The organism is Chryseobacterium soldanellicola (assembly GCF_900100115.1).
GTDB lineage: Bacteria > Bacteroidota > Bacteroidia > Flavobacteriales > Weeksellaceae > Chryseobacterium > Chryseobacterium soldanellicola.
In genome coordinates this window covers 158,096-177,939 of sequence record NZ_FNKL01000001.1, presented here as the reverse complement: position 1 = coordinate 177,939, position 19,844 = coordinate 158,096, and the positions used below count along the sequence as shown (strand labels likewise).

Genomic DNA, 19,844 nt, shown 5'->3' with positions numbered 1-19,844 from the left:
TTTCGGCAGCACTTTCTTTATTTTTAAAGTTTATAAATTGTCAATATGAAGAAAATTACAGGTGGAGCGCTTTTGCTCGCAATGATGTTTGTAGGTGTAAATGCACAATCTTTAAAATCGCCGGACGGGAAGTTTGAAATGAATTTCCAGCTGAAACAGGGAGTACCTTATTACAACCTGAAATACAACGGCAATGTAGTAGTTGAAGATTCTAAATTAGGGTTAAGACTTTTCAAAGATACCTCTATAAAATTCGCTTCCGAAATTGCAAAGCCTGAAGATGCAAAATTTGATCTGAACAATGGTTTTACGAAAACAGACGAAAAAAGAGATTCCAAAAATGAAACCTGGCAGCCTGTTCTTGGTGAAAAGAAAAGTTATATCAACAATTACAACGAATTGGCAGTTACACTTAGCCAGACGTCGGCTGACAGAAGTATTATTGTAAAATTCAGATTGTTTAATGATGGACTGGGATTCAGATATGAATTTCCGCAGCAGAAAAACCTCAATTATTTCACCATTCGTGAGGAAGATTCTGAAATCGATTTCCCGACAGACATGAAAGCCTGGTGGATCGTTGCAGATTATGATTCTCAGGAATATCAATATCAGGAAACAAAGATTTCTGAAATTCCCGCAAGATGGGACAAAGCTTTTGATGCCAATGCTTCTCAATCTTTAGTTAAAAATGCAGTACAATCTCCATTAATGTTGAAAAAAGAAGGAAAAGAGCCTTTATATATCAATGTTGCGGAAGCTGCCGTTTTGGATTATCCCGCTTCTCACCTGGAAGTTGATGCTCAGAATTTTAAATTTAAAACTCATTTGACAGCTGACAGACAAGGCGCAAAAGGATATATTCAGACCCCGTCTGTGACGCCTTGGAGAACGATTATTGTTGCCCCAAAAGCAGAAGAAGTAATGGCTTCAAAGATGATTTTTAATCTTAATGAGCCGACAAAATACAAAGACACTTCTTACATTCATCCTACAAAATATATGGGTGTCTGGTGGGAAATGATCATCGGAAAATCGCAATGGGCATACGCACAACCTGAGTCAAATGTACGTATCGGGCAAACTGATTTTTCAAAATTAACACCAACCGGAAAACACGCCGCCAACAATACAAAAGTTAAAGAATATATTGATTTTGCAGCTGAAAACGGATTTCAGGGCTTATTGATCGAAGGCTGGAACATCGGTTGGGAAGACTGGTTCGGTCATTCAAAAGAATTTGTTTTCGATTTTATCACACCTTACCCGGATTTTGATATTAAAATGTTGAATGAATATGCTCATTCTAAGGGAATTAAGCTAATCATGCACCACGAAACTTCGGGTTCGGCAACAAATTATGAAAGATGGGCAGACAAAGCTTACCAATTGATGAACAAATATGGTTATGATGCCGTGAAAACCGGTTATGTCGGCGATATTATTCCAAGAGGAGAGCATCATTATTCTCAATGGACGATCAATCATTTCTACAGGATTGCTGAAAAAGCCAATGAATATAAAATCATGGTCAATTCTCATGAATCTGTTCGTCCGACAGGCGAGAGCCGTACGTATCCGAACTACATTTCTGCAGAAGCCGCTCGTGGAACGGAATATGAGGCATTCGGAGGAAATAATCCTGACCATCAGACGATTTTGCCGTTTACAAGATGGATGGGCGGTTCTATGGACTACACGCCGGGAATTTTCCAGACTAAATTGGATTATTATTTCCCGGGCGATAAACGTTTTGTGAAAACTACGCTGGCAAAACAGCTGGCTTTATATGTGACGATGTATATGCCTCTTCAGATGGCTGCAGATTTACCTGAAAACTACAAAAAACATATGGATGCTTTCCAGTTTATCAAGGATGTAGCAGCAGATTGGGATGATACGAAAATTTTATCTGCTGAACCGGGAGATTATGTAATCACTGCGAGAAAGGCAAAAGGAACAGAAAATTGGTTCGTTGGCGGAATTACAGACGAAAACAAGCGTGATTATACCGTAGATTTCTCTTTCCTGGATAAAGGCAAAAAATATGAAGCAACGATTTATGAAGATGGAAAAGACGCCGATTATATTAATAATCCTCAGAGTTATAATATTTACAAAAAAGAGATTACAAGCAAATCCAAAATTAATTTTAAAATGGTAAGAAGTGGTGGTTTCGCTGTATCAATTAAACCAATAAATTAGTAAATTAATAAGTGATTTTATTTTTTATTGTAAAATAAATTATCTATATTTGGTGAGTTAAGTAAATTAATAACCAAATACTATTTTTATGAAAAAGAAATTCAAAATCACGAGTAATCTCGAACAAAAGAGTATTCTAAAAAAATCTATTCAGTCATCTGAAAAAGAAAATGTAGATCTTTACAAAGCAATCTTCGGAGGTACCACTAATACTGGTATTGGAGGCGGGCCGGTAATTATCAGTCCAAAACCGAACAATTGTGACGTTGTTGCAATTTCAGGTGCTTCTGCAGCTTATAATAAGGTTGATCAATTCTTAAGAGCTTAGATTTACTGATTTTAAAATTTATAGTTCTTCGTTAGCTAATAACGGAGAACTTTTAATTTATTGATATAGATATGGTTACTTCTTTTGTTCTGAAAGTTGCGAGCAGATGCAATCTAAACTGCTCGTATTGTTATATGTATAATTTAGGAGATAAAACTTATCTGAAACAGCCTAAATTCATGTCAGTCGATACAATAACTGTTTTTGCTGAGAAATTATATACATATTGTAAAGAAAATAAATTAAACTATTTACAGATAGTCTTTCACGGAGGTGAGCCTTTACTTTTATCCAAAGATTTTTATAGAGAAAGCATACGGATTTTTACAGATATTGTAAAAGATGTGTACTTTGATTTTGTGATTCAGACCAATGGTGTTGGCTTGAATAATGAATGGTATCAGCTTTTTAACAATCTTAATATAAGAGTTGGGATCAGTATGGACGGCCCTCAGAAATATCATGATGAATATCGTGTTTTCCACAACGGGAAAGGTTCTTATAATGAAGTGAGGGAAGCTATTCAGCTGGGAATTAATAACGGATTACACGGCATATTGTCGGTGGTTAATTTGAAAATTTCTCCTCGCGAGCTTTATGATGAGATAAAGAGTTTAGACGTAAATAGTTTTAATATACTCCTTCCGGACGGTCATTTTGATAAGCTCCCGGATGGTCTAGAAAAAGATAAGATTAATACTTACCAATACACACTATATGCCGACTGGCTCATAGAATTATTCACTATTTGGAAACAGGACAGTAACAGGCCGAACATCAGATTTTTCAAAACACTTATCCAGTTAATTGCAGGAGAAGATGAAGGTGATCAGATGCTTGGGAGAAGATTGAATGGAGTAGCTGTTCTGGAAACCAATGGTAATCTTGAAGTGGCAGATTCTATCAGGGCATGCTATGAAGGAATCACAAGAAATAATATTAATATTCACACCAATAATATTGGGGATATCTTCAACGATACGCTTTTTCAGATTTATATAAATTCTCATGAAATGGTAGCGGAAAAGTGTCTGAATTGCCCTGTTTATGATATTTGTGGAGGCGGTTTCTTAGGAAACAGATTTTCCAACGACAATGGTTTTGATAATCCTACGATCTATTGCCATGATATTATCAAACTGGTAACATTTCTTCAGAATGACCTTATAGACAGTCTTTCGGAAGAAGCATGTGCAGAAATGGGTCTTACAAAAGTTTCTTATGATGAAATTGTTGGCGAATTGGAAATGTCAAGTGAGATTGCGATCAAGGAAACTGTAAAAAATAAACTAAAAGCTTATAGTCTGGTATGAATTTAAAGGAAGGTATCAAAATCTTTGATCATAATATCAGAGATTTGAAAAATCAGATAAAAATAAACACAGGTATTATTCCTATAGATCAGGTAAAAACAGAGGTAGAATATTACAGCAATGCCTATTTGCCAGATACAAATTGGCGCGAGCTTACAGATTCAGAATATAAAAAAATATCAACAGCTAAAGCTGAAAGCAAAATATTTAATACACTTGGAGTTGGTGAAATACCCGAAAGCCTTAAAGCCTTATTTAAACAACTTAATCTCGGAGAATGTCAGTCTTTATTTGATGTACAGCCAAAATTCAAGGAAAATGAAAAATTAACTCTGAAAATTAATAACGAGATCAATAAATTTTTAAATCAAAAATCACCGGATCAGAATTATAAATTTCACCGGATTACGAGATGTATGCCGGATATGCATACGACGACTTTTCATTTTCTGAATCATGAGCATATCAGATATACAGGGCTGCATATAGATAAAAGTACTTATTTTACACCACATACTGCCTATAAATCAGATAACAGAATATCTATAAATATCAGTCAGGAACCTCGGCATTTATACTTTGTGAATCTTACATTAAAACAAATTTACGGATATGTCCAAAGGTTAGATTCTGAAAAGATTACATCAGAGAATATTGTCGAAAAGTTTTTTGCACTCTATCCTCATTATCCTGTGATAAAGCTGGAAATCAAACCTTATCAATATTATATTGCCCCAACGGATAATTTCATTCATGACGGAAGCACGCTGGGAAATAAAAATTTTGATATTACAATGGTATATGTCGGAATGTTTAATCAATATTAAAAGGCTATGCAATTAAAATCAGGTATTAAAATATATTCGGAGAAGCTTGATAATATAGTGAAAATCAATTCGGGAACGATTCATCATTCACATCAGTCTCCAAATGAAATTATTTTTAAAGATTTAAAATTTATACAAAAATACGAGCCCGAAGCTCATTTGCCCAAAAGAGACTGGAGATCACCCAATAAAGAGGAAATTAAAGTAATTAATGGTGAGAATAAAAATAAAAAAGATTATAATTCTGTTTTTACAGGAGAAATTCCGTTGAAAATTCAAAAGATTTTTAATGAATTGGATCTGCATTCTGCACATTCAGAAATAGAGGTTTTGGAGAAATTTAGAAGTAATAGTAATTCTGTAGGAAAATTAAACTCAGAATTAAATAATTTCCTTGAAAATATTTCGCTGGCTCCATTTAATTTTATGAGCATTGCAACGAATTATCCTAACAGTGAGATCGTATCATTGGATAAAAGAAAATTGCCGGCCAATTATACGGTTGAAGACCTTCAGTACATAGGAATTCACAAAGATAGTTCCGAAAAAATGACGCTGCACAGCGCTCATAAATGTGGAAATAGATTGACCATAAATTTAGGTGAGCAATCACGCTATTTATTGTTTACAAATCTTTCTATGATTCAGGCTTATAACATGATCAAAGAAAAAATAGACGTAAAAGAAAACAATGTTAATAATAAAAATATAACATCTTTTTTCCTGAAATTATTTCCTGATTATCCGATGTTGAGAGTGGAGCAAAAACCTTATCATTATTATATTGCGCCCACCGACAACTGTTTTCATGACGGATCTACACTCGGAAATACTTCGTTGGATATTGTTATTACTTATTTAGGAAAATTCGTTATTTAATGATTTTTATGAAAAATATTTTTACGATTATAGCATCATTTTTGTCTGTCGGTTTCATTTCTGCACAGAAAAAGCTTCCGGTGATCAAAGCTAATGGAACAAGTGCGATAATATTGGAAGAAGACAACGGATTGGTAACGGAATGGAATATTGATCCCACTATTAAATTAGATACTTATACCGTTTCCAAAATCAGCTCAGGAAATAAAATTGTGAAGATAAAAACGGATATAGATTCAATAAAAATCAAGATCAAGAGTGGAGAAAAGAAAGATTTTGTTATTCTTTTAAATGGTAAAGATTCGTGTTTGACAAGAATTGAAAGTCTTCCACCGAAAAATCTTGGTAAAAGCGATCCTATTTTTAGAGATACAATTAAAATGCAGATCAACGAACAGAATACAATGTCTATAAAGGCTGCTTTAAACAAAACAGATACTCTTACTCTTAATTTTGATACAGGAACGAGTGATCTTGTTCTTACAAGAGAAACTTTAAAGAATAAAATTAAGCAATCTTTAAAATCCGGTGTAAATGTTTTACAAATTGGAAACAAACAATATCAGGGTTTTAAAATATATCCGGCAGAGCTTACAGGTCACGGTACAGACGGCAGATTCGGATGGGATTTGTTTGATGGGATGATCGTTGAACTAAACTACGATAAGGGAATTATGGTCGTACACTCAGAAATTCCGAAATATGTAAAAAATGATGATTATTCCAGGCTTAAAATGAAATATTTCAACAATGTATTCTTAGCCGAAAGTACAATTTCACAAGACGGTGTTCAGAATAAAAACTGGTATCTTTTTGACACGGGCTATCAGAGAACTTTAATGCTCGACGGCTCGCTACTTAAGGAACAGAATTTTCCCGCAGATAAGATGAAGGTTCTCAAAAAAGTTGTCATGAAAGATGCAGAAGGCAATGAAATTCCTGTTATTACTTCAGATCTTCAGACTTTTTCATTAGGAAATTATCAGCTTAAAAATGTTCCTGCCCAGCTCATGTCCCAAAGCCGAATGATTAGCGGATCAAGGATGCACATTGTAGGAAACGAAATATTAAAACGATTTAATGTATTTCTGGATTTTCAAAATAATATGATTTACTTAAAACCCAATACGTTGATCAACAGCAAATATACAGAGCTCAAGTAATTATACTCTAAGAATTTTGTTAAAACTACTTTTTATAGGTAGTTTTTTTATTTAAATACCATATATTTAAAGCCAAAATTTATAAAATTGATGAAGAAATGATATATTCTGAAATGTTTTTTTTGAGGTATAATTATTTTAAATACAAATTAATTACAATGAAGATTGACTTAATCAAAAAACATTAAAATAAACTGAAAATGAAAAAATTATATTCAATAATCGTTTTATCGGTGGCATCAATTGCTTTTTCACAAAAACCTTTGGACAGAGTAGAGCCTGCTTTTTGGTGGAAAGGAATGAAAAATCCGGAACTCCAGATTCTAGTCTACGGAAAAGATGTTGCCAACAATGAAATTGAACTTTCAGATGGGATTAAAGCTAAAAATATCGAGAAAGTTGAAAATCCGAACTATGTTTTTCTTACCTTAAATACAAACGAAATCAACATTCCGAAATTTAAGATCAATATTAAAAAAGGTAAAAAAAATATTGCTTCTTATACTTATGAATTAAAAGAAAGACAGCCAAATTCCGCAAACAGAGAATCTTTTACTTCAAAAGATGTAATGTATCTCATCATGCCAGATCGTTTTGCTAACGGTGATGAAAAAAATGATTCAATGCCGGATTTGACAGAAAAAACCAACAGAACTTTGCCCAATGGTCGTCACGGCGGAGATTTACACGGAATCATCAACAATCTTGATTATATTCAAAATTTGGGGGCGACATCAGTTTGGTTAACGCCGGTGAATGAAGACAACGAAAAAGTCTATTCGTATCATGGGTACGCTCAAACCGATTTATATAAAATCGATGGCCGTTACGGAACCAATGAAGAATACAAAGAGCTTTCCCAAAAATTAAATAAAAGAAACATGAAGCTGGTGATGGATTATGTGACCAATCACTGGGGAATTTCGCATTGGATGATCAAAGATCTGCCAACAAAAGACTGGATTCACTGGTTTAATGATGGCGAAAATGGTTTTAAACGTTCCAATTACAAAACGACGACACAATTCGATACCAACGCTTCTGAAATTGACAAGAAAGTCGCATTGGATGGCTGGTTTGATACAACAATGCCTGATATTAATCAAAAAAATCCTTTAGTTTTAAAATATTTAACCCAAAACGCGATTTGGTGGATAGAATACGCTGAATTAGGTGGTTTCCGTGTCGATACTTATCCTTACAACGATAAAGAAGGGATGGCAAAATGGGCAAAAGCGATCACCGATGAATATCCTAAATTCAATATTGTCGGAGAAACATGGTTGAGTACAGCGGGACAAATTTCAGCATGGCAAAAGGATTCAAAAACGGGAGAAGCGGCAAATTACAATTCTTATCTTCCGTCTGTAATGGATTTTATGCTGTACGGAGATCTGCCGAAAGCATTGAAAGAAAAAGAAAGCTGGGATACGGGAATGAACCGGATCTACAATAGTTTCAGCAGTGATTTTTTGTACCCGAATATTAATAACGTAATGGTTTTCTTTGAAAATCACGACACCGAAAGATGGAACGAGATTTTTAATGCTGATCCGAAAGCGTATAAATTAGGCTTAACTTTAATTTCAACTGTTCGCGGAATTCCGCAGATTTATTATGGTTCTGAAGTCGGTATGCGAGGTGACAAAAATAAAGGTGGCGACGCAGACATCAGAAGAGATTTTCCGGGAGGCTGGAAATCGGACCCGCAAAATGCTTTGAATCCTTCAACCCAAACTGCCGAGCAGAAAAAATTTTATCAGTTTACACAAAAATTATTGAACTGGAGAAAAACAAAAGAAGTCATTCACACCGGAAAAACTAAAAATTTCGTTCCCCAGAATAATGTTTTTGTGTATTTTAGATATAATGAAAAAGAAAGTGTAATGGTGGCTTTAAATAATAATGAAAAAGAGGAAATATTGGATTTAAAACATTTCGCAGAATCTCTGAACGGATTTACAAAAGGTAAAGACATCATTTCCGATAAAGAATTTTCATTACAAAATAATTTAACAATACCCGCAAAAACTTCGATGATTATTGAATTAAAGTAAAACGCTAAAAAGCATAATTAGTTACACGGATTTTCACAATTATTAGTGTCATTCGTGAAAAAATTAGAGCTATTTGTGTTTAGAAAACAACAAGATAATTTTAATATGAAAAAAACGACAATATTTTTTGCCTTAATATTCTTTGTATTAAGCTTCACAACAATCTCTGCACAGTCAAAATTTGAAAAGGAAAAGACAGAAATTGGCAAAATGCTCGACGGTTTTAACGCCGCTGCGGAAAAAGCTGATTTTACTGCTTATTTTAATTATTATGCTGATGAATCTACATTTATAGGAACGGATGCGACTGAAATTTGGGATAAAAAAGCATTTATGGTTTGGGCTAAACCTTATTTTGATAAAAAGAAAACCTGGAATTTTACTTCATTAAAAAGAAATATCTACTTCAGCAAAGACGGAAAATTGGCTTGGTTCGATGAATTATTGGACACACAAATGAAAATCTGCCGCGGTTCCGGAGTGGTCGAAAAAATAGACGGACAATGGAAAGTGAAGCAATATGTTCTTTCAGTAACGGTTCCCAACGAGATTGTAGATAAAGTCGTGGTAGAAAAAGCTCCGATTGAAGATGTATTAATTGAAAAATTAAGATCAGAATAATGGAGTTAAACAGTTCACTTTCAGGAAGAAAAAAACCGAATCTTTCCATGGCTCAAATCATCAATATGAGCATGGGATTTTTGGGCATTCAGATGGCTTTTGGCTTACAAAACGGAAATGCAAGCAGAATTTTGGCCAATTTCGGGGCAGATGTTCACGAATTATCATGGTTTTGGCTGGTTGCTCCAATCACAGGATTGATCGTTCAGCCGATTATCGGCCACATGGGCGACAACACCTGGAGCCCGTTGGGTAGAAGAAAACCTTACTTTTTAATTGGTGCTGTTTTATGTGCGATCGGTTTGGTCATGCTTCCGAATGCAGCTTCTGCAACGCAAATGATGGCTGCCAATGTTTTATTGTTGGCGGTGATTTTTCTCGCGATGATGGATGCTTCAATTAATGTGGCAATGGAGCCTTTTCGGGCTTTGGTAGGAGATATGCTGCCGAAACATCAGGCAACGATCGGGTTTTCTGTTCAGACCATTTTAATTGGAATCGGCGCAGTTATCGGTTCTGAATTACCCAATTGGTTAACAAAATGGGGCATTTCCAATGAAGCTCCAAAAGGTTTTGTGGCGGATAATGTGATTTATGCTTTTTACATCGGTGCGGCGGTTTTGATTTTGTCAATTTTATACACAATTATTACTACTAAAGAGTATTCACCTGAAGAATTTGCATCATTTGAAGGCGGAAAACCAATTGCAAAAGATCAATCGAAATTCTCGGATATTTTTAAAGACTTTAAAAATGCACCTTCTCAGATGAAGAAACTGGGAATTGTACAGTTTTTTTCGTGGTTTGCATTATTTACGATGTGGGTTTTCACGACAAGTGCTTTGGCAACACATCATTTCGGACTTTCGCCTGATGATACACATTCCGCGGAATTTAATAAAGCAGGGGATTTAACCGGGCATTTGTTTGGAAGGTATAATTTATACGCCATTTTCTTTGCATTTGCTTTAACCCCGATTGCGAAATTTATAGGTAAAAAACAAACTCACGCATTAGCATTGACTTGCGGTGGATTAGGCTTGATCTCAATGTATTTCATTAAAGATATCAACAATCTCTGGATTTCAATGGTGGGATTAGGTTTTGCCTGGGCAAGTATCTTAGCGATGCCTTATGCGATGTTAATTGATTCAATCCCGCAAAAGAAAATGGGTGTTTATATGGGAATTTTCAACTTCTTTATTGTCATTCCTCAAATCATCAACGGACTTTTCGGAGGTCCGATTGTAAGCAATATGTTCGGAAATCATGCAATGGATTATGTTGTCGTTGGAGGTGTTTGTATGTTATTGGGAGCGGTTCTTACCATGATTTTCATTAAATCAGAAGACGAAACACCAAAAGAGATTGAAGAGGAAATTCAGCAGGTTCATTTTTGATTTAATCAGGGTTTAGGGTTTAGGAATTAATTTTTGATAATAGTCAAATTAAAAATTTAGTTTTAATATAAGTACTATTTTCCCTAAACCCTAAACCCTAAACCCTAAACCCCTTTCTTATCCTACGTCAACATTTTCCCAGTCTGCAAGCCGTAAATTTGTACTATAAATAATTAACAATATGAAAACAGTTTATCATAAAGCAGATACAAGAGGGCACGCCAATCACGGTTGGTTAAACAGTTACCATACATTCAGTTTTGCAAATTATCAGAATCAGGAAAGAACGCATTTCGGAGTGTTGAGGGTTTTGAATGACGACACCGTTTCTCAGGGAATGGGCTTCGGAACACATCCGCACAAAAATATGGAAATCATTTCCATTCCTTTGGAAGGCGATTTGGAGCATAAAGATTCGATGGGAACGACTGCCGTGATCAAAAAAGGAGAAATTCAGGTGATGAGCGCCGGAACGGGTGTAATGCACAGCGAGTACAACAAAAATAAAGATGAAGCTGTAAAATTCTTACAGATCTGGGTTTTCCCGAAAGAAGAGAATGTTGAACCGAGATACGATCAGAAAAGCATCAAAGAAGGTGAAAAGATCAACGGATTTCAGCAGATTTTATCACCAAATAAAAATGATGACGGCGTTTGGATTCATCAGGATGCATGGTTTAATTTGGCCAATTTTACGAAAGGAAACGGTAAAAATTACACCCTTAACAAAAAAGGAAACGGCGTTTATGCTTTTGTATTAAAAGGAAGCGCAAAAGTGGGTGACAGAATTTTAAATGAAAGAGACGGATTAGGAATTTGGGATACTCAAAGCTTTAATATAGAAGCTGTTGAAGACACAGAAATCCTTTTAATGGAAGTCCCGATGGAATTGCCTTCTTATTTAAGATAAATAATTTTTCTGCAAAAGTCACAAAAGCTTTTAATTAGGAAATTAAAAATAACTAATGTGTTAAAATCTTTTCTGACTTTTGTGATTAAAAAATAATAATTATAAAATTATAAAAATCTTCACGACCTTTGCGTCAAAATTAAGAAAAACAAAACAACAATACTTAAACAGATAAAATACAATGAAAATTTTAGCCGTAGCAGGAAGTAATTCTGATGCATCAATTAATAAACAGCTCGTAACATATGCCACAACATTATTCGAAAATGCAGAAGTGGAAATCGTTGATATGAATGATTTTGAAATGCCGATTTATAAGCATCAGAGAGAAGTGGAAAGCGGAATTCCGCAGCAGGCACAGGATTTTGCCTCAAAAATTGACAACGCAGATGTTCTTTTGGTTGCCCTTTCAGAGCATAACGGAACGTATTCCGCAGCATTTAAAAATGTGTTCGACTGGACGTCAAGAATAAAGCCCAGAGCAGTTTGGAATGAAGTTCCTATGCTATTGATGGCCACAGCACCGGGCGCGAGAGGTGGATTAGGTGTTTTAGAAGCCGCAGAAAAAAGATTTCCTTTGCACGGAGGAAATATCATTGATACTTTTACACTTCCTTTCTTCAATGATAATTTTGATAAAGCTAATCAGAAGATTTCCAATGAAGAGAAAGACAGCGAGTTAAGAGAAAAAATTCAAAAAATTTCGGCTATTGAATCTATCCTTGAAAAATAGATTTGAATATTAATATAAAATTAATATCTTTGCAAAAAGAAAAAAGATGAAAATTCAGTCCACTTTCAAAGAATGTTTCTCCATAAAAGGAAAAACTGTGGGCTCTGAAATTCTCAGATAAAATACTGGCCGATAATCTACCAAGATTGTCGGCTTTTTTATTTTCTAAAATTGATATATAAAAGTATATAAATAAAGACAAATAGACATCAGATGTCAGATCCAAGACCGTAAGTCTAAAATCTAGCATCCTAGCATCTAAAATCTAAATAAAACATGAGCAACACTTACAAATCTGCAGGAGTAGACAAAGAAGAAGGATACAAAACCGTTGACAAGATCAAAAAAGCGGTTGGGGAAACTCACAATTCCAATGTATTGAATCATTTGGGAAGTTTTGGAGCGTTCTATGAGATCGGAGGATACAAAAATCCTGTTTTGGTTTCAGGAACCGATGGTGTGGGGACGAAGCTTAAAGTAGCTTTAGACTCCAAAAAATATGATTCTATCGGGGTAGATTGTTTTGCGATGTGTGCGAATGACATTCTTTGTCACGGTGCAAAACCATTGTTCTTTTTAGATTATCTGGCTTGCGGAAAATTAGATTCTGAAATTGCTGCAGAAATCGTTTTAGGAATGGTAGCAGCTTGTAAAGACAACAACTGTGCATTGATTGGTGGCGAAACTGCTGAAATGCCGGGAATGTATCAGCCTGGAGATTATGATGTTGCAGGATTCTGCGTAGGAATTGTTGAAAAAGACCAGATTATCGACGGTTCAAAGATCAAACCGGGTAACAAAATTATTGCGTTGCCAAGCTCAGGGTTCCATTCAAACGGATTTTCTTTGGTAAGAAAAGTATTCCCTAATTTTGAAGAAGAATTTGAAGGAAAACCTTTATACGAAACACTTTTAGTTCCGACCAGATTATATTATAAAGATATTCACAAAGTGATTGAAGAAGTGCAGGTTGCCGGGATCGCTCACATTACGGGCGGTGGTTTGTACGAAAACATTCCAAGAATTATCGGTGACGGACTTTGTGCTTCAATCAACGCTTCAAAAATCAAGATTCCAAGCATTATGCTGGAATTGGAAAAAAGAGGTGGCGTCGCTCGTGAAGAGATGTTCGGAACATTCAACATGGGTGTCGGAATGATCGTTGTAGTGGATGCAGAACACGCAGAAAAAGTATTGCATCTTCTCGACGATGCTTACGAGATCGGAGAAATTACAGAAGGAAGCGAAAAAATAGATTTAAAATTTTAGGAGCTTAATCCCGCTTTCCGCTATATCTTTTTTATTACGGCCTCCGCTTCGCTCCGGCCGCAACAAAAAAGGATGCCGCTGCAATCGGGGCTAGTAAAATAACAGTCAAAGCCTTGTCAAGGTTTTAAACCTTAACAAGGCTCACAAAATAAAAATGAAAAATATAGTCATTTTAGTATCCGGTTCGGGAACCAATCTTCAGAGAATCATCGATACCATTGATAGCGGAGAAATCCAGAATGCAAAAGTATCTTTGGTGGTGGCTGACAGAGAATGTTACGGACTGGAAAGAGCAAAAAATCATAACATAGACAACGTTCTGATTCCGAGAGGAAAAAATTTCAGCAGCGAATTGAGTAAAATCATCCCAGAAAATACAGATTTAATCGTATTGGCAGGATTTTTATCAATCCTCAAACCTGAATTTTGTGAAAACTGGAAAGGTAAAATCATCAATATCCATCCGGCCTTGCTTCCAAAATTTGGAGGAAAAGGAATGTGGGGACACCATGTTCACAATGCCGTTATTGAAGCTAAAGAAAAAGAAAGTGGAGCAACCGTACATTTTGTAACCTCAGGAATCGATGAAGGAGAAGCTATTCTTCAGAAATCATTTGAAGTTACGGAAAACGATACTCCCGAAAGCGTTGCGGAAAAAGTTCATTTAATTGAATACGAAATTTTCCCGAAAGCAATCAATAAAGTATTAGGAAACTAATAATAATAAGGTGTTAAAGGCTTCGACAAGCTCAGCCTGACAACGCTACAAAATGACGATTAATATTAGAGATGTCATGCTGAGCTTGTCGAAGCATCTCTTTAAAAATTAAGAAAAGACACATTTAGATTTTGAAATATTTCGATAAAAAAGAAAAATCTAAGTAAAATAAAGTAAAACCGGAAGTGAAAGACCCGGTTTACAGTTTGGAATAGCTGTAAAAAGTAAAAATTGAAGTAAAAGTTCTTGTGCTAAAAAGAGTCCCGAAGGGACGATTTAAATCAGAATAGGATGAAAATCCTATCAGATTGTAGAGTAAGAACGATTTAAACAAGCATAGGAGAAGATCCTATGAAAAAAATCGAAAGTAAAATGAGTAAAAAGAGAGTTTTAATCAGTGTTTCTGACAAAAGCGGATTAATCGAATTTGCACAGTTTTTAGAAGCCCAGAACTATGAATTAATTTCTACGGGAGGGACGTTTAAACATTTGAATGACGCTGGTTTAAATCCAATTCAGATTGATGAGGTTACCAATTTTCCTGAAATGTTGGATGGCAGAGTGAAAACACTGCATCCGAAAGTTCACGGCGGATTGTTGGCGGTTCGTTCCAACGAAGAGCACATGAAAACGGTTCAGGAGCACGGAATTGATTTGATCGACATGGTGATCGTAAATCTTTATCCTTTCTTTGAAAATGTTAACAAAAACATTTCTCTTCATGAAAAGGTGGAATTCATCGATATCGGAGGTCCTTCAATGCTTCGTTCGGCGGCTAAGAATTTTGATTCTGTAACCGTAATTACTGATGTTGAAGATTATGCAACCGTAAAAATCGAAATGGAGCAAAACGGTGACACGTACATTGAAACACGTAAAAAGCTGGCAGGAAAAGTATTTAACCTTACTTCTGCTTATGATGCGGCTATTTCGAGAATGCTTTTAGAAGAAGATTATCCTACTTATTTAAATGCATCTTATAAAAAAGTTGCTGATTTAAGATACGGTGAAAACCCTCATCAGACAGCAGCGTATTATGTTTCGACTTTCGAGAACGGAGCGATGAAAGATTTCGAGCAATTGGGAGGTAAAGAATTGTCTTTCAATAACCTTCGTGATATGGATCTTTGCTGGAAAGTAGTAAACGAATTCAAAGAAGAAATGGCTTGTTGTGCTGTAAAACACTCTACCCCTTGTGGCGTTGCAATCGGAACTTCAGCATTGGAAACCTATCAGAAAACTTTCGAATGTGATCCTGTATCCATCTTTGGCGGAATTGTTGCTACCAACTACAAGGTTGACGCTGCAACAGCTGAAGAATTAAACAAAACTTTCCTGGAAATCGTAATGGCTCCGGATTTTGATGAGGATGCTCTGGAAATTTTAAGAAAAAAGAAAAATTTAAGAATTATAAAAATCGTTAACCCTGTTTCTGACAAGCAGACCTGGGTGAAGGTTGACGGCGGAATTTTAGTTCAGGACAACGACAGTATCTTCTCTGATGATATTAAAGTGGTTACTGAAACGCAGCCGACAGAAGAACAGAAAAAAGCATTACTTTTCTCTCAAAGAGTGGTAAAATACGTTAAATCAAACGCAATTGTTGTTTCAAACGGAATTCAGGCTTTCGGAATCGGAGGCGGACAGGTGAATAGAATCTGGGCAACTCAACAGGCAATTGAAAGAGCAAAAGAAAAATTCTCAGGTGATTTGGTTTTAGCTTCTGACGCATTTTTCCCTTTCCGTGATGTAGTTGATTTCTGCGCTCAGGAAGGTATCACAGCGATCATCCAGCCGGGAGGAAGTGTAAAAGATCAGGACAGCATCGATGCGGCAAACGAGCACAAAATTCCGATGATGTTTACTGGAATCAGACATTTTTTCCATTAAAATAATAAGAGATTCAGATATTTAGGAATTAAGAGGCCGTTATGCGGTTTTCTTAATTCCTTAATCTTTCAATTTTTTAATTTTAAATTATATATTTGTAAAGTATAGACTAGATAATTAAATAAAGTATGAGAATATTAATCATAGGTGAAGGTGGAAGAGAATCTGCTCTGGCAGCAAAGCTTCAGAATGACTCCAGAGTTACTAAAATGTTTTTTGCCAACGGAAACGCTACCACTGATGTAATAGGAAAAAATGTTCATTTATCAGAGATTAAAGAACTTAGAGATTTTGCCATTAAGGAAAAAGTAGATCTTACGATCGTGGGTCCGGAAGCACCGCTTGTAGCTGGTCTGAAGGATGAATTTAAGAAGCATGATCTTAAAGTATTTGGTCCAACTCAAAAAGTAGCAAGCTTAGAAGGAAGTAAGGCTTTCTCTAAGAAATTTATGCAGACCTATGATATCAAAACAGCAAAAGCTGTAGTATTTGATTCATATAATGAAGCTAAAGCATATGTGCAGACCCAGGAATTTCCTTTGGTAGTGAAAGCCAGCGGTTTGGCTGGTGGAAAAGGAGTTGTCATCTGCGATACTTTAGAAGAGGCTGAAGCCACGATCCACGATTTCATGATTCGTAGAATTTATGGTGATGCCGGAATTCGTTTAGTTATCGAAGAATATTTAGAAGGTTTTGAGGCTTCTATCATCGCTTTCTCAAACGGTGAAAAGCTATTCCCATGTATTGCTGCTAAAGATTACAAAAAAGCAGGAAACGGTGATACGGGACCCAATACAGGGGGGATGGGTTCAGTGGCTCCAAGCCCTGAATTTACTCCGGAACATTATGCAGATTTCGAGAAAAATATTTTACAGCCAACCGTTGCAGGTCTTAAAGGGGAAGGTTTCAGCTTTAAAGGCATCATTTTCTTCGGATTAATGGTTACCAAAAACGGAGCTTACCTTCTTGAATACAATATGAGATTCGGAGATCCTGAAACTCAGGTATTGATGGCTTTAATGGAAAACAATCTGTTAGACGTGATCAACGACTGTATGGAAGGAAAAGACATCGAGCTTAAATTTAAAGACGAAAAAGCGGTTTGCCTTGTGATGTGCTCGGGAGGTTATCCAAGAAACATTGAGACAGGTTTTGAAATCGTTGGCGAAGATAAAATGAAACACAGCAAACTTCTATATGCCGGTGCAGTCAGAAAAGGTGATAAAGTAGTTTCTAACGGTGGTAGAGTATTAAACATCGTAGCTACCGGAGCAACTTACGACGACGCCCGCAAAAAAGTTTATGAAGATGCAAGTCATGTACATTTCGATTACGGCTTCTACAGAGAAGACATCGGAAAGTTTTAAAATAAATCACGAAAAAAGATTTGGAGCAGTTTCCAAGTCTTTTTTTGTAAAGATTTCATCAATAGGATCGGGCTTTAGCCCGATTAAAAAGTTAAATTATAGAATAGGCTTTAGCCAAAACTTAAAAGAGTTTGGAGAGCCCTGAAAGGGCGAAACAACAATAGCTCCGGGTGAAACCCGGAACAATTAATTATCAATCATCATTTATCAATTATAAAAATGAATAACGGTATTATCATATTAGATTTCGGATCACAGTACAACCAGCTTATCGGAAGAAGAATCCGTGAGATGGGGGTATATTCTGAAATTTTGCCTTTCAATACACCATTAGAAACTATTTTAGAAAAACAGCCGAGAGGAATTATCCTTTCCGGCGGACCAAGTTCTGTAAACGCGGAAAATGCTCATTTGGTTAAAAAAGAATTGTACGAGCAGGGAATTCCGGTTTTGGGGATTTGCTACGGAATGCAGTTGACAGCACATCTTTTGGGCGGAAAGGTTCATAAAGGCGTAAAAGGTGAATATGGAAAAGCTCATTTAGATATCATTAAAGAAAGTTCTTTGTTAAAAGGCGTTACTCAGAATTCTATTGTCTGGATGAGTCACTTTGACGAAGTTGGAGAATTGCCTGCAGGTTTTGAATTAAACGCAAAATCCGGTGTAATTGCTTCTATTTCAAATGAAGAAAGAAAAATCTATTGTGTACAGTTTCACCCTGAAGTTTCGCATACCGAAGAAGGAGGGAAAATGTTGGAGAATTTCGTTTTCGGAATCTGTAATGCAGAGAAAAACTGGAAGCTGACCAATTATATCGATAAAACAATCTCAGAAATCCGTGAAAGAGTAGGTGATAACAAAGTGATCCTTGGGCTTTCAGGAGGCGTAGATTCTTCTGTGGCAGCAGTTTTAATTCACAGAGCGATCGGTGATCAATTGACTTGTATCTTCGTAGACACAGGTTTATTGAGAAAAGACGAGGGCAAAAAAGTAATGGACAATTATGGAGAACATTTCCATATGAACATTAAATTGGTGGATGCTTCTGAAAGATTTTTATCAAAATTAGCAGGAGTTGATGATCCTGAAGCCAAAAGAAAAATCATCGGAAATGAATTTATTCACGTTTTTGATGAAGAATCTCATAAAATTGAAGGTGCTAAATTCTTAGCTCAAGGAACGATTTATCCGGATGTAATTGAAAGCCAGTCTGTAAACGGACCTTCAGCAGTAATCAAATCTCACCACAACGTTGGCGGACTTCCGGAAGAAATGGATTTCGAATTATTGGAGCCTTTGAGAGAATTATTCAAAGATGAAGTAAGAAAAGTGGGTGAAGAATTGGGTATTCCTCATCATTTGGTTCACAGACACCCTTTCCCTGGTCCTGGTTTGGGAATCAGAATTTTAGGAGCTGTAGATGCTGAAAAAGTGAGAATTTTACAGGAAGCAGACGATATTTTCATCGAAGAATTGTATAAAAATGATTTGTATGAAAAAGTTTCTCAGGCTTTTGTAGTGCTTCTTCCCGTAAAATCCGTCGGAGTAATGGGTGATGAAAGAACGTACGAATACACAGCTGTAGTTCGTTCTGCAAACACCATCGACTTTATGACAGCAACATGGAGCAGACTTCCTTACGAGTTTTTAGATACTGTTTCCAGCAGAATTATTAACGAAGTAAGAGGCATCAACAGAGTAGCTTACGATATTTCAAGCAAACCGCCGGCAACCATCGAGTGGGAATAATTTTGACTTGAATTTTAAATACAAATCCTGCCTTTGGGCGGGATTTTTTATTTTAAGCTTAAAATTGCTTTAATGAAAATACAATCAGTAAAATATTTATACAAATTAATAAACAATAAATAGCTTTAAATATCCAGTGCTTATGGAAAATAAGATAGCTTAATATCATTGACAACATTAAATAAAAATAAACAAAACTTTTTGCATCACCAGTATTGATATTTGAATTAAATAATAAATTCAAATTATGTGAAACATTAATTGTGGAATCAGCATAAAAAATTCTTAAGGCAAAAATAATTGTAATACTTATGGTTTGAATTAACGCGTAGATTTTCATTTGTTATAAGAAATTTTTAATAAAATCTTTAATTCTATTTAAATAGGATTTGTTTAAATTTTCCCTAAATTTAAG

The 19,844-nt window shown here is 35.6% G+C and carries 16 protein-coding genes; all 16 read left to right on the top strand.

What is annotated here, in order from left to right:
* The first annotated feature begins 45 nt into the window (after positions 1-45).
* The 16 genes from BLT04_RS00780 (at position 46) to guaA (ending at position 19,429) form a co-directional block, all read left to right on the top strand.
* Positions 46-2,205 carry a glycoside hydrolase family 97 protein gene (locus BLT04_RS00780; protein WP_089752721.1) on the top strand — a complete coding sequence of 720 codons (2,160 nt, stop codon included), beginning with the start codon at positions 46-48 and terminating at the stop codon, positions 2,203-2,205.
* Positions 2,206-2,293: 88 nt separating this feature from the next.
* The gene (locus BLT04_RS00775; RefSeq protein ID WP_089752718.1) at positions 2,294-2,533 is read left to right on the top strand and encodes a hypothetical protein; all 240 of its coding nucleotides are present in this window, start codon (positions 2,294-2,296) and stop codon (positions 2,531-2,533) included.
* Between the two features lie 71 nt (positions 2,534-2,604).
* Positions 2,605-3,846: a radical SAM protein gene (locus BLT04_RS00770; protein WP_089752715.1), complete on the top strand. Its 1,242-nt coding sequence runs from the start codon at positions 2,605-2,607 to the stop codon at positions 3,844-3,846.
* Entirely contained in the window at positions 3,843-4,673 is an 831-nt protein-coding gene (locus BLT04_RS00765) for a hypothetical protein (RefSeq protein WP_089752713.1), read from the top strand. Before BLT04_RS00770 ends, BLT04_RS00765 begins: the two co-directional genes overlap by 4 nt.
* Positions 4,674-4,679: 6 nt before the next feature.
* Complete coding sequence (locus BLT04_RS00760; RefSeq protein WP_089752711.1) at positions 4,680-5,552, top strand: hypothetical protein; 873 nt, start codon at positions 4,680-4,682, stop codon at positions 5,550-5,552.
* Between the two features lie 8 nt (positions 5,553-5,560).
* Complete coding sequence (locus tag BLT04_RS00755) at positions 5,561-6,715, top strand: hypothetical protein (protein ID WP_089754155.1); 1,155 nt, start codon at positions 5,561-5,563, stop codon at positions 6,713-6,715.
* A gap of 200 nt (positions 6,716-6,915) precedes the next feature.
* Positions 6,916-8,772 (top strand): glycoside hydrolase family 13 protein, encoded by a 1,857-nt coding sequence (locus BLT04_RS00750; RefSeq protein WP_089752710.1) that lies wholly within the window; start codon positions 6,916-6,918, stop codon positions 8,770-8,772.
* Positions 8,773-8,877: 105 nt separating this feature from the next.
* Positions 8,878-9,393, top strand: coding sequence for a nuclear transport factor 2 family protein (locus tag BLT04_RS00745; protein ID WP_089752708.1), 516 nt, complete (start codon positions 8,878-8,880; stop codon positions 9,391-9,393).
* On the top strand, positions 9,393-10,793 hold the full coding sequence (locus tag BLT04_RS00740; protein ID WP_089752707.1) for an MFS transporter: 1,401 nt from the start codon (positions 9,393-9,395) through the stop codon (positions 10,791-10,793). Before BLT04_RS00745 ends, BLT04_RS00740 begins: the two co-directional genes overlap by 1 nt.
* Before the next feature lie 181 nt (positions 10,794-10,974).
* Positions 10,975-11,703, top strand: a complete 729-nt coding sequence (locus BLT04_RS00735) for a pirin family protein (RefSeq protein ID WP_089752705.1) — start codon at positions 10,975-10,977, stop codon at positions 11,701-11,703.
* A 181-nt stretch (positions 11,704-11,884) separates the two neighbouring features.
* Positions 11,885-12,436 carry an NADPH-dependent FMN reductase gene (locus BLT04_RS00730; RefSeq protein ID WP_089752703.1) on the top strand — a complete coding sequence of 184 codons (552 nt, stop codon included), beginning with the start codon at positions 11,885-11,887 and terminating at the stop codon, positions 12,434-12,436.
* A gap of 276 nt (positions 12,437-12,712) precedes the next feature.
* Positions 12,713-13,705: a phosphoribosylformylglycinamidine cyclo-ligase gene (purM, locus tag BLT04_RS00725; RefSeq protein ID WP_089752701.1), complete on the top strand. Its 993-nt coding sequence runs from the start codon at positions 12,713-12,715 to the stop codon at positions 13,703-13,705.
* A 154-nt stretch (positions 13,706-13,859) separates the two neighbouring features.
* Positions 13,860-14,423: a phosphoribosylglycinamide formyltransferase gene (gene purN / locus BLT04_RS00720; RefSeq protein ID WP_089752699.1), complete on the top strand. Its 564-nt coding sequence runs from the start codon at positions 13,860-13,862 to the stop codon at positions 14,421-14,423.
* 372 nt (positions 14,424-14,795) lie between these two features.
* Complete coding sequence (purH, locus tag BLT04_RS00715; protein WP_089754153.1) at positions 14,796-16,313, top strand: bifunctional phosphoribosylaminoimidazolecarboxamide formyltransferase/IMP cyclohydrolase; 1,518 nt, start codon at positions 14,796-14,798, stop codon at positions 16,311-16,313.
* Positions 16,314-16,441: 128 nt separating this feature from the next.
* Positions 16,442-17,680, top strand: coding sequence for a phosphoribosylamine--glycine ligase (gene purD / locus BLT04_RS00710; protein WP_089752697.1), 1,239 nt, complete (start codon positions 16,442-16,444; stop codon positions 17,678-17,680).
* Between the two features lie 219 nt (positions 17,681-17,899).
* Positions 17,900-19,429: a glutamine-hydrolyzing GMP synthase gene (gene guaA, locus BLT04_RS00705; RefSeq protein WP_089752695.1), complete on the top strand. Its 1,530-nt coding sequence runs from the start codon at positions 17,900-17,902 to the stop codon at positions 19,427-19,429.
* Positions 19,430-19,844: the final 415 nt, after the last annotated feature.

Excerpts from the sequence above, each read along its gene's own strand:
- purN (WP_089752699.1), top strand. The coding sequence starts at position 13,860 with ATGAAAAATATAGTCATTTTAGTATCCGGTTCGGGAACCAATCTTCAG.
- BLT04_RS00760 (WP_089752711.1), top strand. The coding sequence starts at position 4,680 with ATGCAATTAAAATCAGGTATTAAAATATATTCGGAGAAGCTTGATAAT.
- BLT04_RS00765 (WP_089752713.1), top strand. The coding sequence starts at position 3,843 with ATGAATTTAAAGGAAGGTATCAAAATCTTTGATCATAATATCAGAGAT.
- BLT04_RS00770 (WP_089752715.1), top strand. The coding sequence starts at position 2,605 with ATGGTTACTTCTTTTGTTCTGAAAGTTGCGAGCAGATGCAATCTAAAC.
- BLT04_RS00730 (WP_089752703.1), top strand. The coding sequence starts at position 11,885 with ATGAAAATTTTAGCCGTAGCAGGAAGTAATTCTGATGCATCAATTAAT.
- BLT04_RS00735 (WP_089752705.1), top strand. The coding sequence starts at position 10,975 with ATGAAAACAGTTTATCATAAAGCAGATACAAGAGGGCACGCCAATCAC.
- BLT04_RS00755 (WP_089754155.1), top strand. The coding sequence starts at position 5,561 with ATGAAAAATATTTTTACGATTATAGCATCATTTTTGTCTGTCGGTTTC.
- BLT04_RS00745 (WP_089752708.1), top strand. The coding sequence starts at position 8,878 with ATGAAAAAAACGACAATATTTTTTGCCTTAATATTCTTTGTATTAAGC.
- BLT04_RS00775 (WP_089752718.1), top strand. The coding sequence starts at position 2,294 with ATGAAAAAGAAATTCAAAATCACGAGTAATCTCGAACAAAAGAGTATT.
- purH (WP_089754153.1), top strand. The coding sequence starts at position 14,796 with ATGAGTAAAAAGAGAGTTTTAATCAGTGTTTCTGACAAAAGCGGATTA.
- BLT04_RS00750 (WP_089752710.1), top strand. The coding sequence starts at position 6,916 with ATGAAAAAATTATATTCAATAATCGTTTTATCGGTGGCATCAATTGCT.
- purM (WP_089752701.1), top strand. The coding sequence starts at position 12,713 with ATGAGCAACACTTACAAATCTGCAGGAGTAGACAAAGAAGAAGGATAC.
- purD (WP_089752697.1), top strand. The coding sequence starts at position 16,442 with ATGAGAATATTAATCATAGGTGAAGGTGGAAGAGAATCTGCTCTGGCA.
- BLT04_RS00740 (WP_089752707.1), top strand. The coding sequence starts at position 9,393 with ATGGAGTTAAACAGTTCACTTTCAGGAAGAAAAAAACCGAATCTTTCC.
- BLT04_RS00780 (WP_089752721.1), top strand. The coding sequence starts at position 46 with ATGAAGAAAATTACAGGTGGAGCGCTTTTGCTCGCAATGATGTTTGTA.
- guaA (WP_089752695.1), top strand. The coding sequence starts at position 17,900 with ATGAATAACGGTATTATCATATTAGATTTCGGATCACAGTACAACCAG.